Origin of the sequence: Mycobacterium shinjukuense (genome assembly GCF_010730055.1) — a bacterium.
Taxonomy (GTDB): Bacteria; Actinomycetota; Actinomycetes; order Mycobacteriales; family Mycobacteriaceae; genus Mycobacterium; species Mycobacterium shinjukuense.
Map to the genome: position 1 here is coordinate 682,398 of NZ_AP022575.1, position 15,489 is coordinate 697,886.

A 15,489-nucleotide genomic window follows, 5' to 3' on the forward strand; every position below is an offset into this window, starting at 1 on the left:
CATCGCGCTCTACCTGCAGTACCGCGAGCCGAGCCGCGCAGACCTCCGCTGCGTCCGGCATGCCATCGAGACCGCGTGGCCGGCGTCATCCAACGCCGAGCCGGAGATTATCGTGAACTGGCCCGCCGGCAGTGGTCGGTCACTGGGCGGCGGCGGCTCACCCGCCGCGACATCGTCGCCGTCGAACACGCTCACGTGCGGATCCTGGACGCGAGGGCGAACGATAGCTTGGGTCCGTTATCGCATCCGTCGCCAGCTCGACGTCGCCGCCTCCTGGTGGTCCTAAACCGACGCGCCCGAATATTGTGCATGCGCATAGTGAAGGCCGATCTGGGGTATGTCGATATCCATAGCGATGGCCGGTCCACCGGGGTGCCGGCATCGTGACCCCAGCGGGAGCGCCGACATGACCACGAGCACCGACGCCAAGCGACGAGGCTTCGTCCATTCCGCGCTCTTCTACCATTCCCAGCGGGAATACCTGAACTCGGTGGCGAGCTTCGTCGCCGATGGCATGGCGGTGGACGAGCCGGCCCTGGTGGCGGTACCCGGCGATCGGTTGGCGTTGCTGCGCCCCGAGTTGTCGGCCGTGCGTGCGGGATCCACCGCAGAATTGCGGATGGTCGACATCACCGAGGTTGCCCGCAATCCGAGCAGGTTCCTGGCCATGGAAGCCGCCTTCGCCGCGAAATACTCTCACGGGCGGGTGCGGATTGTCAGTCAGCTCGTCTGGCCGGGCCGCAGCCCGGCCGAGTGTCTGGCCTGCGTCCAGCATGAAGCATTGGTCAACGGGGCGTTGGAGACCATGAACGTGACGGGGCTGTGTCTCTACGACGCCGAACGGCTGGAGGAGCAGGCGCTGGCGGAGGCTCGCGCCACCCATCCGTTGTTGTGGAAATGCGGATCGGCTCGACACAGTGCCGAGTATGCGCCGGATGAGGCGTTGGCGCGCTGCAACCAGCCGCTCCCGGCCAATCCGGGGGCCGTCACTTATGTGGTGCGCGCCAGCACGGATCTGCGTCCGGCCCGCTCGTTCGCCGTCGATTACGCGGGCTGGGTTGGGCTGTCGCCGGATGGTATCGGCGATCTGCAATTCATCGCCAGCGAACTGGCCACCAATAGCCTGCGGTACGCCGGTGGCGCCTGCCGGTTGGCCTTCTGGCGGCACGATGAGCATCTGGTCTGCGAGGCACGCGACAACGGACGGCTCGATGATCCGCTGGCCGGACGTCAACAGCCGGGCGTCAGCGCCACCGCGAGCCGCGGACTGTTTCTGGTCAACGCCATGGCGGATTTGGTCCGCACCCACACCACGGCGGACGGCACAACCATCCAGGCCTACCTTCGGCTCGATCCGTCGCGGGGCCAGACCGGGTGACGGCTGGAGCGGGGTGAAGTGCGCCTAGCGGGCCATTGAGCGGTACATCACCGGCCCGGACGGCGCCTCGCCCACGGCAGCTACCGTCCCACCTCCTGCCCAGGGCCGGGTGTCGGAGTTCCCGGGATTGTGCAGCCCGCTGCGAACACTGCAAACGCGGCTACCAGCGCAGCTGCCACCAACCGAAATGTCTTGCTCTTCGCGCTCATGGTTCGTCGTGCCTTTCTGTGCGGTATCTATGTGTGGTCACCAATTAAGCAGCCCGGCTGCGATGCCAGGTGTGTATGAGTTTTCAGCGCGACGGCCTGGCTAGGCACCGGTGTGCAGGGGCGCCACGCTGGTGACTCCCGGTGCTGGCATGGCGGGGACTTCACCTCCGCCGGGCACGCGTTGGGTCGCGCAGCCCGCGGCCAACACCGCGAAGATCGCAGCCAGCACCACGACCACCGTCCGAATAGCCTGTATCGTCCTGCTCGTTTTCCTTGCGCTCATCGATTGCGCCTTTCGATTGCTGGACCACATTCCTCGTCGGCGATTTCCACCGCGCACACATGCTATCGCCACTGTCTGGGACGCCGGGTCGTTTTGACGCTTGCGCCAGTATTGCGATCCCAGGTGCCGAACTGAGCTTGCGTTGCCGTCGCAAGGAGTCCAATTTCACCGCTCGTGCGTCGGTCGCCCCTGCTGACTAAAGAAGACCGGCACTTCGACCAAGCGGGCGAAATGGCGATCACAGCGGGCGCAGGACGATCGGCATGCCGTCCATCGGCACGGGCATTCCGCCGTAGTCCCAGCGCGCGTGGTAATCCGGCCGGGGGAGTTCCAGCCGGTAACGGCGCAGCAGCCGGTGCAGGATCGTCTTGATCTCCAACTGGCCGAACACCATCCCAATGCACTTGTGCGCGCCGCCGCCGAACGGTGTGAACGCATAGCGGTGCCGCTTGTGTTCGTTGCGTGGCTCGGTGAACCGTTCCGGGTCGAATTCCATCGGGTCCGTCCAGATTTCCGGCAGCCGATGGTTCATCCCGGGATAGGCGATGACGTTGGTGCCCTTGGGCAGGTAGTAGCCCAACAGCTCGGTGTCGCGGACGGTCTGCCGCATCGCCCATTGGACGGGCGTCACCAACCGGATCGACTCGTTCATCACCAGCTCCAGCGACTCCAGCTTCTCCAGCGATTCGATGTCGACCGGCCCGTCGCCCAGGCGATCCGATTCGTCACGGCAGCGTTGCTGCCACTCCGGGTGGGCGGCCAGGTGGTAGGCCATGGTGGTGGCCGTCGACGTCGAGGTGTCGTGGGCGGCCATCATCAAAAAGATCATGTGGTTGACGATGTCTTCGTCGGAGAACCGGTTGCCGTCCTCGTCCTCGGTCTGGCACAACACCGTCAGCAGATCGTTGCCGTCCTTGCCACGGCGCTCCTGGACGCGTTGCTCGAAGTAGTGCTCCAGCAGCGCGCGCGCCCGCAGCCCGCGCCACCAGGTCAACGGCGGCACGCTGGTGCGTATCACCGCGTTGCCGGCGCGGGTCGTGGTGGTGAAGGCTTTGTTCACCCTGGTGACCAGCTCATGGTCGGTGCCGGGTTCATGGCCCATGAACACCATCGAGGCGATGTTCAGCGTGAGCTTCTTCATCGCCGGATACAGCAGGAAGCGCGCGTCGTTGGCCACCCAGTCGGAGCTGATCACCTGCGAGACGACGTGGTCCATGTGTTCGACGTAGCCGATCAACCGGGACCGGACGAACGCCTCTTGCATGATCCGCCGATGAAACAGGTGCTCGTCGAAGTCGAGCAGCATCAGCCCGCGGCGAAAGAACGGCCCGATCACCGGGACCCAGCCCTGCTGCGAGTAGTCCTTGTTGCGGTTGGAGTAGATGACCTGCGCGGCGTCCGGGCCCAGCGCAGCGACGGCGGGCAGCACCGGCGAGTCCCCGAAGATCAGCGGCCCCTGGGTGTGGTACAGGAAGAGCAGATAATCCGGTCCGCCGCGCAGCATCTCGATCATGTGCCCGAGGATCGGCAGCCCGGCGTCGCCCACCACCGGCTTGAGCCCGCTGCCCGGGGGCGGCTCGGCGAGCTTTTTCTCCGGGAACTTGGTGTTCAGCAGCCGGTGTTCCAGCCAACCCAGGCCGGGGAAGTTATTGAACGACGGGGTGAACCGGCGCTTGGCCCGGTCAAGAAGGTATGCGGGAGTGCTGATCGTCGCCATCGACGGGGCTCCTTACCGGTGGTGGCGGCCGCCACTAGCCATTATCCTTCGGACCGAGTTGACGACTGTCAAGTTTCGTTTTGGAGCGGCTTGGTGCAAGGTTCGGGGTGTGATCACACGGTGAACGGCCACGCCGCCAACGACGAGCGGACCGCGCCGGCATTGCGGCGGCGCGGTGACAAGCATCGGCAAGCGATCGTGCGGGCGGTGCGTGAGCTGCTGCAGGAAAGACCGTTCGCGGAGCTGTCGGTGAGCGCCATCAGCCTGCGGGCCGGTATCGCCCGCTCGGGCTTCTACTTCTACTTCGATTCCAAATACTCGGTGCTCGCCCAGATCCTGGCCGAGGCCACCGAAGAGCTCGAAGAACTCACGCATTTTTTCGCGCCCCGGCGACCGGGCGAGTCGCCCGAGGAGTTCGCCAAGCGGATGGTCGGCAGCGCCGCCGCCGTCTACACACACAACGACCCGGTGATGACGGCCTGCAACGCGGCCCGCCACACCGACATCGAGATCCGCGACATCCTCGAGCGGCAGTTCGAGGGGGTGCTGCGTCAGCTCGTCGCCGTCGTCGACGCCGAGAGGAGGGCCGGGACCGCGCACCCCATCAGCGACGATCTCCCCACGCTGATCCGCACCCTGGCGGCCACCACCGCGCTGGTGCTGACCGGCGACCCGCTGTTCGTCGGCCGGGACGGTGACCCCGAGCGCCGGGTGCGGGTGCTCGAACGGCTGTGGCTAGCCGCCCTGTGGGGTGGCCGGGGCGGGGCCTGAGGTTTGGGGCCGCTCCGGCCAAGGCGTTACCGCCGGTATCGTCACGGACATGGCGCGGATGGGGTCGCGACGGTATTTCGCGGGTAAGCGGTGCTTGGTCACCGGAGCGGCCAGCGGGATCGGCCGGGCCACCGCGTTGCGGCTGGCCGCGCGGGGGGCCGAGCTCTACCTGACCGATCGCGACGCCGAGGGGTTGGCGCTCACCGTGGCCGACGCCGGCGCGCTCGGCGCCCGGGTGGCGGAGCATCGGGCGTTGGACATCTCCGACTACGACCAGGTGGCGGCGTTCGCGGCCGACATTCACAGCCGCCATCCCAGCATGGACGTGGTGATGAACATCGCCGGCGTTGCCGCGTGGGGAACCGTCGACCGGCTCACCCACGAGCAGTGGAGCAGCACCGTCGCGATCAATCTGATGGGTCCGATCCACGTCATCGAGACGTTCGTCCCGCCAATGGTGGCGGCCGGCCGGGGTGGGCATCTGGTCAATGTGTCCTCGGCGGCCGGGCTCGTTGCTCTGCCCTGGCATGCGGCCTACAGCGCCAGCAAGTACGGGTTGCGCGGGTTGTCCGAGGTGTTGCGCTTCGACCTGGATCGGCACCGCATCGGGGTGTCGGTGGTGGTGCCGGGCGCGGTGAAGACCCCGCTGGTCAACACCGTGCAGATCGCCGGCGTCGACCGTGACCACCCCAAGGTGAGTCGTTGGATCGACCGGTTCAGCGGCCATGCCGTGTCGCCGGAAACAGCCGCCGAAAAGATCCTGGCCGGGGTCGCCAAGAATAGATACCTGATCTACACCTCGGCCGATATCCGGGCGCTGTATGCGTTCAAGCGTTTGGCCTGGTGGCCGTACAGCCTGGTGATGCGCCGGGTCAACGTCTTTTTCACGCACGCGCTTCGGCCCGAGCCGTTACGCCCCGGTGGCGCGTGAATCAAGATGAGGCCGCCGCACCGCCGACGGTGTAGCCGAAGCCCGTGGGCAGCCTAAGCTTAGGCCAGTTCAAGCCGCACCCCGAGCAGCCGCACCGGCCGGTCCAGCTCGAACAGGTCCAACACGCGCAGGGCGGCCGCGGTGATGACGTCGGGATCGGTGCTGGGCGCGTCCAGCTTGCGGATCTTGGTGCGGGTGAAAAACGTTGCGGTACGCACGGTTACCGCCACCCGGGTGACGATTCGCGACGAAGCCACCACGTCGTCCAGCGTTCGTTGCGCCAATTCCGTTACCGCCGCGTCCATCTCGGCTCGGGAGGTGAGGTCGCGCGGATAGGTGACGACGTGGCTGCGCGACCGCGGAACCCAGGGCTCGGCGCTGACTTCGGCATCACCGCCGCCATTGGCCAGCAGCAACAGCCATACCGTGGTTCGCGGCCCAAACGTCGGCGTCAACAACTCCGAATCGCTGTGCGCCAGTTGAGAAACGGTGTGGATCCCAAGACCGGCAAGCTTTTTCGCGGTCTTTGGCCCCACGCTCCACAGGGCGTCGACGGCCCGGTCGCCCATCACGGCCATCCAGTTGGCGTCGGTGAGCTGGTAGCTGCCAGCCGGCTTCGCGAAGCCGGTGGCGACCTTGGCGCGTTGCTTGTTGTCGCTGATGCCGATCGAGCACGACAGCCCGGTCTGGGCCACGACGAGGTTTCGGATCTGGTCGGCGACCTCGGTGGGATCGATCGGATCGTCGGGAGCACCGGACGGCACGGCCAAATAAGCCTCGTCCCAGCCCCACACCTCGACCCGATAACCCAGATCGCGCAGCAACGTCATCACCTGGTTGGATGCCGCGTCGTAGGCGGCCGGATCCGACGGCAGGAAGGTGGCCTCGGGGCAGCGTCGGGCCGCGGTTCGTAGCGGCATGCCCGCGCGCACACCGTATTCGCGGGCCTCATAGGAGGCGCAGGTGACGACCTTGCGTGGTTCGCGCGGATCACCGTTGCCGCCGACGATGACGGGCAGGCCGGCCAGCTCGGGGTGGCGGCGCAGTTCGACCGAGGCCAGGAACTGGTCGAGGTCGACGTGCAGGATCCACGTCGGTGTTGGCGCGGTCACTCCGGTGTTCACCGTCCGCACAGCTTGCGCGCCAGGCTTTCCCATGCGTCCCCCAATGTTTGCAGGGTATGGCCGGCGTCGGTGAGTTGATGCTCGACGTAGTCGGCATCGAGCAGCGCCAGCAGCGCGTCGGTCTGGACATCCAGATCACCGGTGGTCCGCGCCGCGGCCAGCAGCACCCGCACGTGGGTGCGCTGCACCGCGGCGGGCGCGCCGCGTCGGGTGCGCGGATCGCGGTTGGCCGCCGACAACAGTTGGTGGTGGGCGTGCACGAAGCGCATCCGCTCTCGGCCGAACGCGACCAGCCGATCCAGCGGCGGCGCGTCGGGTCCCAACGGCGGCGGGCCGAACAGAAAGGCCTGCTGGCTGGCTCGTTCGTCCTCGTCGAGCAGCACCATCATCAGGCCGGCCCGGCTGCCGAACCGGCGAAACAGCGTGCCCTTGCCGACGCCGGCGGCGGCGGCGACATCGTCCATGGTGACGGCGCCCGCGCCGCGCTGGGCGATCAGGCGGCGCGCCGCGGCCAGCAACAACGCGCGGTTGCGCGCCGCGTCGCCTCGCTCGGATGGGGGCTGTTGAGCAGCGGAGACGGGCACCGCGCCCGGCCGCTCGGCACCGCTCACACCAGCACTGTAGCGCGGTCGGAATAAATTGGACCGTGGTCCGGTTTGCCCGTGCAAGGATGGAGACCAAGGACCGAAGGGAACAGGACGTGCCAGCTACCCGGCCGGAGGGCAAGCCCGACATCAAAGTCCTGGCGTTGGTGGGCAGCCTGCGTGCGGCGTCGGTCAACCGTCAGATCGCCGAGCTCGCGGTGGACGTCGCCCCGGACGGCGTCGCCGTCACCGTGTTCGAGGGGCTCGGCGACCTGCCGTTCTACAACGAGGACATCGACACCCCGGCCGCGGTCCCGGCGGCGGTGACCAGACTGCGCGCGGCCGCGGCCGACGCGCATGCCGCCCTGGTAGTCACCCCCGAGTACAACGGCACCATTCCGGCCGTGCTCAAGAACGCCATCGACTGGCTGTCGCGGCCCTTCGGTAACGGCGCGCTCAAAGACAAGCCGCTGGCGGTGATCGGCGGCGCCATGGGCCGCTTCGGCGGCGTATGGGCCCACGACGAGACCCGCAAATCGTTCGGGATCGCCGGAACACGCGTCGTCGACGGGATCAAACTCTCGGTGCCGCTGCAAACCCTGGAAGGCAGGCCGCCCGCCGACGACGCCGAGCTGTCGGCCAATGTGCGTGACGTCGTCGGCAAGCTCGCCGCCGAGGTCAACTGAGCCGGCGCCGGAGTCTGGTGGGCGCGTACCGGACGCTCGCGCGGGGCCGCTCACCGGGCCTCGACGGTGGGCCGGCGCCGGGCGGCGGCGATTTCGGCGAGCAGCGCCGCCACCACCCCGAACGCGAAGTACAGCGCCGGCAGCCACGGCGCGACCCCACACAGCGCGTTGGAATCGGCGGCGTAGCTGATCACCCGGGTCTGGGCGAGAACGGCCTCCAACGCTGGACCGCCGATCGCGGCCAGCATTCCGCACACCGCGCCGGGGCCGTCACCCAGGACGCACCAGGTGATGATCGCCAGTGCATAGATCAGCACGCTCGCCGGTACCGCGGGCGCCGCGTGCACCAAGGCGGTGACGACGTAGATGGCGATCACGGCCAGCACGCCGGCGAGTCCCTGGCGGACCCCGACCGTGGACCGCGGTGTCGGCAGGTGCAGCCGCAGCTCGGCCAGCGCGACGGTTGCGGACCCGACGAGCAACGGGAACCAGATTGGGCTGCTCCACACGAACGGAACCGCAGTGACGAGGTACTCGGTGGTCCCGGTGACCACATGACCGTGATCGCCGATCAGTGCCGCCAGCGCTCCCAGCCCGAACAGGAACACGACGTCGGGCACCCGCAGCTTCATGACGCGTACGCTACTTGACGCACGGCAAGTCCCCGCGGGCGGACATCAACCCCGCCGCTGGCGATCGGTTTGCTGGCGGCCGGCCGAGCCGGACTGCGGCGCCGGCGGTCTCGGTGGCCGGTGAGAGACCGGTGTCGGCGGGCGTGTGTGGCCGATGGTGTGATCTGCGACACGCCGACGCGCCCTCCGGGACGTGCTTACGACCAGGGAATTTCAGAAATGTTATTCAGAACATCTTGTACCTCTTCTTCTTGTCACCCACTAGGTGTAGTGTTTCAGGCACCGGCAGATCCCCGGTTCACCGAGTCAGCCAGGCCTGGTGAGCGTCCCGGAGTCGGCACCCACGGTCGGTCGGCCCGGCAGCCGCACGACGGGAACTTGGGGGTTTGACGGCCCGCTGATTCCAGCGCCGATGTACCACCCGAGTAGTTGCCAGCCTTGTCGAGACCCAAGTCGAGTTCCCGCAAAGGAGCGGTACACCCATGAGCATCACCGTCTACACCAAGCCCGCGTGTGTGCAGTGCAGCGCCACTTCCAAGGCGTTGGACAGGCAGGGCATCGCCTACGAGAAGGTCGACATCAGCCTGGATTCCGAGGCGCGCGACTACGTGATGGCGCTGGGCTATCTGCAGGCGCCGGTCGTGGTGGCGGGCAACGAGCACTGGTCGGGCTTTCGGCCCGATCGCATCAAGGCACTGGCCCGGGCCGCGCTGAGCGCCTAGACAGGTAAGGAGGTTGCGGTGTCGTCACGCAACCTGGTCTATTTCTCTTCCGTGTCGGAGAACACCCACCGCTTCGTGCAGAAGCTGGGCATTCCCGCCACCCGGATACCGCTGCATGGCCGTATCGAGGTCGACCAACCGTATGTGCTGCTGTTGCCCACCTACGGCGGCGGCCGGGTCAACCCGGACCTCAACTCCGGGCGGTATGTCCCCAAACAGGTCATCGCCTTTTTGAACAACGAACACAATCGAGCGCTGCTGCGCGGTGTGATCGCGGCCGGCAACACCAACTTCGGTGCGGAGTTCTGTTATGCCGGCGACGTCGTCGCCCGCAAGTGCGGCGTCCCGTACCTCTACCGCTTCGAAATGATGGGTACCGCGGATGACGTCGCCGCCGTCCGCGAGGGCCTAACTAACTTTTGGGCTGAATTCTGGAAGGAACAGAGGTGTCACCAACCGTCATTGCAGAGCCGGTAACCAGCACGCACGCGTTGCCCGGCGAAACGGACTACCACGCGCTGAACGCGATGCTGAACCTGTACGACGCGGACGGCAAGATCCAGTTCGACAAGGACCGCGAAGCCGCCCACCAGTACTTCCTGCAGCACGTCAACCAGAACACGGTGTTCTTCCACAATCAGGACGAGAAGCTCGACTACCTGATCCGCGAGAATTACTACGAGCGTGAGGTTCTCGACCAGTACTCGCGCAACTTCGTCAAGACGCTGCTGGACCGCGCATACGCCAAGAAGTTCCGGTTCCCCACGTTTCTGGGGGCGTTCAAGTACTACACCTCCTACACCCTGAAAACCTTCGACGGGAAGCGGTATCTGGAGCGTTTCGAGGATCGGGTGGTCATGGTGGCGCTGACGCTGGCCGCCGGGGACACCACGTTGGCCGAAAAGCTGGTCGATGAGATCATGGACGGCCGGTTCCAGCCGGCCACCCCGACGTTTTTGAACTCCGGCAAGAAGCAGCGCGGCGAGCCGGTGAGCTGTTTCCTCCTGCGCATCGAGGACAACATGGAGTCGATCGGGCGATCGATCAACTCCGCGCTGCAGCTGTCCAAGCGTGGCGGGGGAGTTGCCTTGCTGCTGACCAACATTCGCGAGCACGGCGCACCGATCAAGAACATCGAGAACCAGTCCTCGGGTGTCATCCCGATCATGAAGCTGCTGGAGGATTCGTTCTCTTACGCCAACCAGCTGGGGGCCCGCCAGGGTGCCGGAGCGGTGTACCTGCACGCCCATCACCCCGACATCTACCGCTTCCTGGACACCAAGCGGGAGAACGCCGACGAGAAGATCCGGATCAAGACGCTAAGCCTGGGGGTGGTGATCCCCGACATCACCTTCGAATTGGCCAAGCGCAACGACGACATGTACCTGTTCTCGCCCTACGACGTCGAACGGGTCTACGGCGTGCCGTTCGCCGACATCTCGGTGACCGAGAAGTACTACGAGATGGTCGACGACGCGCGCATCCGCAAGAGTAAGATCAAGGCGCGGGAGTTCTTCCAGACGCTGGCCGAGCTGCAATTCGAGTCCGGCTACCCGTACATCATGTTCGAGGACACGGTGAACCGGGCCAATCCTATTGAGGGCAAGATCACCCACTCCAACCTGTGCTCGGAGATCCTGCAGGTGTCCACGCCGTCGCTGTTCAACGATGACTTGTCGTATGCCAAAGTAGGCAAAGACATTTCGTGCAATCTGGGGTCGCTGAACATCGCCAAGACGATGGACTCGCCGGACTTCGCTCAGACGATCGAGGTGGCAATCCGCGCGCTGACCTCGGTGAGCGACCAGACGCATATCAGGTCGGTGCCGTCAATCGAGCGGGGCAACAACGAATCCCACGCGATCGGGCTGGGTCAGATGAACCTGCACGGCTACCTGGCCCGTGAGGGCATCTTCTATGGCTCCGAGGAAGGCATCGACTTCACCAATATCTACTTCTATACGGTGCTCTACCACGCACTTCGGGCGTCAAACCGTATTGCGATCGAACGCGGTACGTACTTCAAGGGTTTCGAGCGCTCCACGTATGCGACGGGGGAGTTCTTCGACAAGTACACCGATCAGATATGGGAGCCGAAGACCGAGAAGGTGCGCCAGCTCTTCGCCGATGCCGGAATCCGCATCCCGACGCAGGACGACTGGCGGCGGCTCAGGGAGTCGGTGGTCGCGCACGGCATCTACAACCAGAACCTGCAGGCGGTGCCGCCGACCGGGTCGATCTCCTACATCAACCATTCGACGTCGTCGATCCACCCGATCGTGTCGAAGATCGAGATCCGCAAGGAAGGCAAGATCGGGCGGGTGTACTACCCGGCGCCATATATGACCAACGACAACCTGGAGTACTACCAGGACGCCTACGAGATCGGCTACGAGAAGATCATCGACACCTACGCGGCGGCCACCCAGCATGTGGATCAAGGGCTTTCGCTGACGTTGTTCTTCAAGGACACCGCCACCACCCGCGACGTGAACAAGGCGCAGATCTACGCCTGGCGCAAGGGGATCAAGACGCTGTACTACATCCGGTTGCGGCAGATGGCGCTGGAGGGCACCGAGGTGGCGGGCTGCGTGTCCTGCATGCTGTAGGACACGCGCGGGCCGAACGTGAATCCGGCGACGGCATCACGGCGTGTCGCGTCGCGACATTCACACTCGGCAGGAGGGGCGGAGCCCGGTCTGCCCAGGTCGGCGGCTGCGACGCGGTAAGGTGCTTGACGTGCGAAGAATGAGTCGACCCCACCCCGGCCCGAAGCCGGGGGTGAAGGTCGATGCGCGCAGCGAACGGTGGCGCGAGCATCGCAAAAAGGTCCGCGGCGAGATCGTGGAAGCGGCGTTTCGCGCCATCGACCGGCTGGGGCCCGAACTCAGCGTGCGGGAAATCGCCGAAGAGGCCGGCACCGCCAAGCCGAAGATCTACCGACATTTCACCGATAAGTCCGACCTGTTCGTGGCGATCGGGGAACGCCTGCGCGACATGCTGTGGGCGGCGATCTTCCCGTCGATCAACCTGTCTACCGACTCGGCCCGCGAGGTCATCCGGCGCAGCGTCGAGGAGTACGTCAACCTCGTCGACAAGCACCCCAACGTGCTGCGGGTATTCATCCAGGGCCGTTCCGCCAAGCAGTCGGAGGTAGCGGTCCGGACCCTCAACGAAGGCCGGGAGATCACCTTGACCTTCGCCGAGTTGTTCAACAACGAGCTGCGCGAGATGCACCTGGACCGTGCGGCGCTCGAACTGGCTGCCTTCGCCGCCTTCGGGTCGGCCGCGTCGGCCACCGAATGGTGGTTGGGTCCCGACCCGGACAGCCCGCGACGCATGCCGCGGGAGCAGTTCGTCGCGCACCTGACGACGATCATGATGGGCGTCATCGTCGGCACCGCCGAGACGCTCGGCATCGCGATGGACCCCGACAAGCCGATCCACGACGCGGTGCCCGCGGCGCTGGCGTGAGCCGCCGGCGGCGTTGACATCGCCGCACTGATCGATGACACTCGTTATATATCCGATACCCTGGGTACTGGGTATTTGCGGCGCAGTGGGCTCAGGCAGCCCCAACAAGAAAGATCGACCATGACCGACGTCGGCGCACCGGCTACCACAGCAGCCGAGAAACCGCAGTCCAACCAGCCACCGATACACACCCGTGCCGTCATCATCGGAACCGGATTCTCCGGTTTGGGTATGGCCATCAAGCTGCAACAGCAAGGTGTGGACTTCGTGGTCTTGGAGAAGGCCGACGACGTCGGCGGCACCTGGCGGGACAACACCTACCCGGGCTGCGCCTGCGACATCCCGTCGCACCTGTACTCGTTCTCCTTCGAGCCCAAGCCGGACTGGAAGCACCTGTTTTCCTACTGGGACGAGATCTTGGACTACCTCAAAGGGGTCACCGAGAAATACGGGCTGCGCCGCTACATCGCGTTCAACTCCCTGGTCGACCGCGGCTACTGGGACGACGACGAGCACCGGTGGCACGTGTTCACCGTCGACGGGCGCGAATATATAGCCCAGTTCCTGATCTCGGGGGCCGGCGCGTTGCACATCCCGTCCTTCCCCGAGATCGACGGCCGTGACGAATTCGCCGGTCCCGCTTTCCATTCCGCGCAGTGGGAGCACAGCGTCGACCTGACCGGCAAGCGGGTGGCGATCATCGGGACCGGTGCCAGCGCCATCCAGATCGTGCCCGAGATCGTCGGGCAGGTCGCCCAGCTTCAGCTCTACCAGCGCACCCCGCCGTGGGTGGTGCCGCGCACCAACGAGGAACTCCCGCTGGCGCTGCGCCGGGCCCTGCGCAACGTTCCGGGGCTGCGGGCGCTGCTGCGCCTGGGGATCTACTGGGCGCAGGAGGCACTGGCCTACGGGATGACCAAGCGGCCCAACACCCTGAAGATCATCGAGGCCTACGCCAAGTACAACATTCGCCGCTCGGTGAAGGACCGCGAGCTACGGCACAGGCTGACCCCGCGGTACCGCATCGGCTGCAAGCGAATCCTGAACTCCTCCACCTATTACCCTGCGGTGGCGGACCCGAAGACCGAGCTGATCACCGACCGCATCACCCGGATCACCCGCGATGGGATCGTCACCGCCGACGGCATGCGGCGCCCGGTCGACGTGATCGTATACGCCACCGGCTTCCACGTCACCGACTCCTACACCTACGTGCAGATCAAGGGCCGGCACGGCGAGGACCTGGTCGACCGGTGGAACCGCGAGGGCATCGGCGCTCATCGCGGGATCACCGTCGCCGACATGCCCAACCTGTTCTTCCTGCTCGGACCCAACACCGGGCTGGGGCACAACTCGGTGGTGTTCATGATCGAATCCCAGATCCATTACGTGGCCGACGCGATCGCCACGTGCGACCGGTTGGGCGCGCAGGCGTTGGCTCCCACCCGCGACGCGCAAGATCGGTTCAACGAGGAACTGCAACGCAAGCTGGCCCATTCGGTGTGGAACACCGGCGGTTGCGCCAGCTGGTACCTGGACGAACACGGCAAGAACACGGTGCTGTGGGGCGGCTACACCTGGCAGTACTGGCTGACCACCCGCTCGGTCAAACCCGCCGAGTACCAGTTCTTCGGGGTCGGCAAGGTGCACGGTGGACCGACAGCTTCGCCGAGCGTGAACTGAGGGCGGGATTTCGGGAAAAATCCCGCCCTCAGTTCACGCTCGGCGAGATTAGACGGCGACACGCAAACACAACTTCTTGTGTTGCGCCGGCTTGTCGGCCCCCAGGGGTAGTGTTTGAAGTAGCAGTACCGCAGTCAATCCGGCAGCCAAATCGAGCGTGTGAGGTGGTTCTGGTGACCGAAAATACGAAGCTGGTCGATCGGGTCTCAGCGATCAACTGGAACCGGCTCCAAGACGAGAAGGACGCCGAGGTCTGGGACCGGCTGACCGGAAATTTCTGGCTGCCCGAGAAGGTGCCGGTGTCCAACGACATCCCGTCGTGGGGCACGCTGACCGCCGGTGAGAAACAACTGACCATGCGGGTCTTTACGGGCCTGACGATGTTGGACACCATCCAGAGCACCGTGGGCGCGATCAGCTTGATCCCCGACGCGCTGACCCCGCACGAGGAGGCGGTGTTGACCAACATCGCGTTCATGGAGTCGGTGCACGCCAAGAGCTACAGCCAGATCTTCTCCACACTGTGCTCGACGGCCGAGATCGACGAGGCCTTCCGCTGGTCGGAGGAGAACCCCAACCTGCAGCGCAAGGCCGCGATCGTGCTGCAGTACTACCGTGGCGACGAACCGCTCAAACGCAAGGTGGCCTCCACGCTGCTGGAAAGCTTCCTGTTCTATTCGGGCTTCTATTTGCCGATGTTCTGGTCGAGCCGGGCCAAGTTGACCAACACCGCCGACATGATCCGGCTGATCATCCGCGACGAGGCGGTGCACGGTTACTACATCGGCTACAAGTTCCAGCGCGGCTTGGCGCTGGTCGACGACGCCAAGCGCGCCGAGCTCAAGGACTACACCTACGAGCTGCTCTTCGAGCTGTACGACAACGAGGTCGAGTACACCCAGGATCTCTACGACGAGGTTGGGCTGACCGAAGACGTCAAGAAGTTCTTGCGCTACAACGCCAACAAGGCGTTGATGAACCTCGGCTACGAGGCGCTGTTCCCGCGCGATGAAACCGAGGTGAACCCGGCGATTCTGTCGGCGCTGTCCCCCAACGCCGACGAGAACCACGACTTCTTCTCCGGCTCGGGGTCGTCGTATGTGATCGGCAAGGCCGTCGTCACCGAGGATACCGACTGGGACTTCTAAAACCGCCCCTCATTCGGTCGCACCCGCTGGTGACCGAATAGGCTGCGCACGGTACGCCAGGCCACAGCCGCATGTGCGGGCCGTGAACGATCAGTGAAATGTAAGCATGGTCGGGCGCGATGGTGGCGTCGGTGCGGCACCTGCCGT

Annotated in this window: 15 protein-coding genes; 10 read left to right on the forward strand and 5 right to left on the reverse strand. The window is 65.5% G+C overall.

Features of this window, described 5'->3' with window-relative positions:
- The first annotated feature begins 406 nt into the window (after positions 1-406).
- The gene (locus G6N20_RS03070) at positions 407-1,378 is read left to right on the forward strand and encodes a sensor histidine kinase (RefSeq protein WP_083049604.1); all 972 of its coding nucleotides are present in this window, start codon (positions 407-409) and stop codon (positions 1,376-1,378) included.
- A gap of 309 nt (positions 1,379-1,687) precedes the next feature.
- Here G6N20_RS03070 and G6N20_RS03075 read toward each other — a convergent pair whose 3' ends face one another.
- Together G6N20_RS03075 and G6N20_RS03080 are read right to left on the reverse strand one after the other, a co-directional pair.
- A complete protein-coding gene (locus G6N20_RS03075) occupies positions 1,688-1,870 on the reverse strand; it encodes a hypothetical protein (protein WP_142272080.1) in 183 nt (60 codons plus the stop codon).
- 238 nt (positions 1,871-2,108) lie between these two features.
- Positions 2,109-3,587, reverse strand: coding sequence for a cytochrome P450 (locus tag G6N20_RS03080; protein ID WP_083049598.1), 1,479 nt, complete (start codon positions 3,585-3,587; stop codon positions 2,109-2,111).
- Positions 3,588-3,707: 120 nt separating this feature from the next.
- On the opposite strand from G6N20_RS03080, the gene G6N20_RS03085 reads away from it, so the two are divergent.
- Both G6N20_RS03085 and G6N20_RS03090 read left to right on the forward strand, forming a co-directional pair.
- The gene (locus G6N20_RS03085) at positions 3,708-4,358 is read left to right on the forward strand and encodes a TetR/AcrR family transcriptional regulator (RefSeq protein WP_083049657.1); all 651 of its coding nucleotides are present in this window, start codon (positions 3,708-3,710) and stop codon (positions 4,356-4,358) included.
- 49 nt (positions 4,359-4,407) lie between these two features.
- Positions 4,408-5,289, forward strand: coding sequence for an SDR family oxidoreductase (locus tag G6N20_RS03090; protein ID WP_083049654.1), 882 nt, complete (start codon positions 4,408-4,410; stop codon positions 5,287-5,289).
- A 59-nt stretch (positions 5,290-5,348) separates the two neighbouring features.
- On the opposite strand, the gene G6N20_RS03095 is transcribed toward G6N20_RS03090, so the two are convergent.
- On the reverse strand, positions 5,349-6,446 hold the full coding sequence (locus G6N20_RS03095; RefSeq protein ID WP_083049594.1) for a DNA polymerase IV: 1,098 nt from the start codon (positions 6,444-6,446) through the stop codon (positions 5,349-5,351).
- The gene (locus G6N20_RS03100; RefSeq protein ID WP_083049591.1) at positions 6,410-7,024 is read right to left on the reverse strand and encodes a TetR/AcrR family transcriptional regulator; all 615 of its coding nucleotides are present in this window, start codon (positions 7,022-7,024) and stop codon (positions 6,410-6,412) included. Before G6N20_RS03100 ends, G6N20_RS03095 begins: the two co-directional genes overlap by 37 nt.
- Positions 7,025-7,113: 89 nt before the next feature.
- Here G6N20_RS03100 and G6N20_RS03105 point away from each other — a divergent pair, with 89 nt between their 5' ends.
- A complete protein-coding gene (locus G6N20_RS03105; protein ID WP_232065423.1) occupies positions 7,114-7,683 on the forward strand; it encodes an NAD(P)H-dependent oxidoreductase in 570 nt (189 codons plus the stop codon).
- Positions 7,684-7,733: 50 nt separating this feature from the next.
- Here the strand turns inward: G6N20_RS03105 and G6N20_RS03110 are convergent, their stop codons facing one another.
- On the reverse strand, positions 7,734-8,315 hold the full coding sequence (locus G6N20_RS03110; protein WP_083049582.1) for a diacylglycerol-binding protein: 582 nt from the start codon (positions 8,313-8,315) through the stop codon (positions 7,734-7,736).
- A 482-nt stretch (positions 8,316-8,797) separates the two neighbouring features.
- On the opposite strand from G6N20_RS03110, the gene G6N20_RS03115 reads away from it, so the two are divergent.
- The 6 genes from G6N20_RS03115 to nrdF all read left to right on the forward strand — a co-directional run bounded on the left by G6N20_RS03115 (position 8,798) and on the right by nrdF (position 15,342).
- Positions 8,798-9,037, forward strand: a complete 240-nt coding sequence (locus G6N20_RS03115) for a redoxin NrdH (RefSeq protein ID WP_083049578.1) — start codon at positions 8,798-8,800, stop codon at positions 9,035-9,037.
- An 18-nt stretch (positions 9,038-9,055) separates the two neighbouring features.
- Positions 9,056-9,514: a class Ib ribonucleoside-diphosphate reductase assembly flavoprotein NrdI gene (nrdI, locus tag G6N20_RS03120; protein WP_083049575.1), complete on the forward strand. Its 459-nt coding sequence runs from the start codon at positions 9,056-9,058 to the stop codon at positions 9,512-9,514.
- Complete coding sequence (gene nrdE, locus G6N20_RS03125) at positions 9,484-11,646, forward strand: class 1b ribonucleoside-diphosphate reductase subunit alpha (RefSeq protein WP_083049572.1); 2,163 nt, start codon at positions 9,484-9,486, stop codon at positions 11,644-11,646. Before nrdI ends, nrdE begins: the two co-directional genes overlap by 31 nt.
- A gap of 130 nt (positions 11,647-11,776) precedes the next feature.
- Positions 11,777-12,511 carry a TetR/AcrR family transcriptional regulator gene (locus G6N20_RS03130; protein WP_142272078.1) on the forward strand — a complete coding sequence of 245 codons (735 nt, stop codon included), beginning with the start codon at positions 11,777-11,779 and terminating at the stop codon, positions 12,509-12,511.
- Positions 12,512-12,631: 120 nt separating this feature from the next.
- On the forward strand, positions 12,632-14,194 hold the full coding sequence (locus tag G6N20_RS03135; protein ID WP_083049567.1) for a flavin-containing monooxygenase: 1,563 nt from the start codon (positions 12,632-12,634) through the stop codon (positions 14,192-14,194).
- A 173-nt stretch (positions 14,195-14,367) separates the two neighbouring features.
- Positions 14,368-15,342: a class 1b ribonucleoside-diphosphate reductase subunit beta gene (gene nrdF, locus G6N20_RS03140; protein ID WP_083049651.1), complete on the forward strand. Its 975-nt coding sequence runs from the start codon at positions 14,368-14,370 to the stop codon at positions 15,340-15,342.
- Positions 15,343-15,489 lie beyond the last annotated feature (147 nt).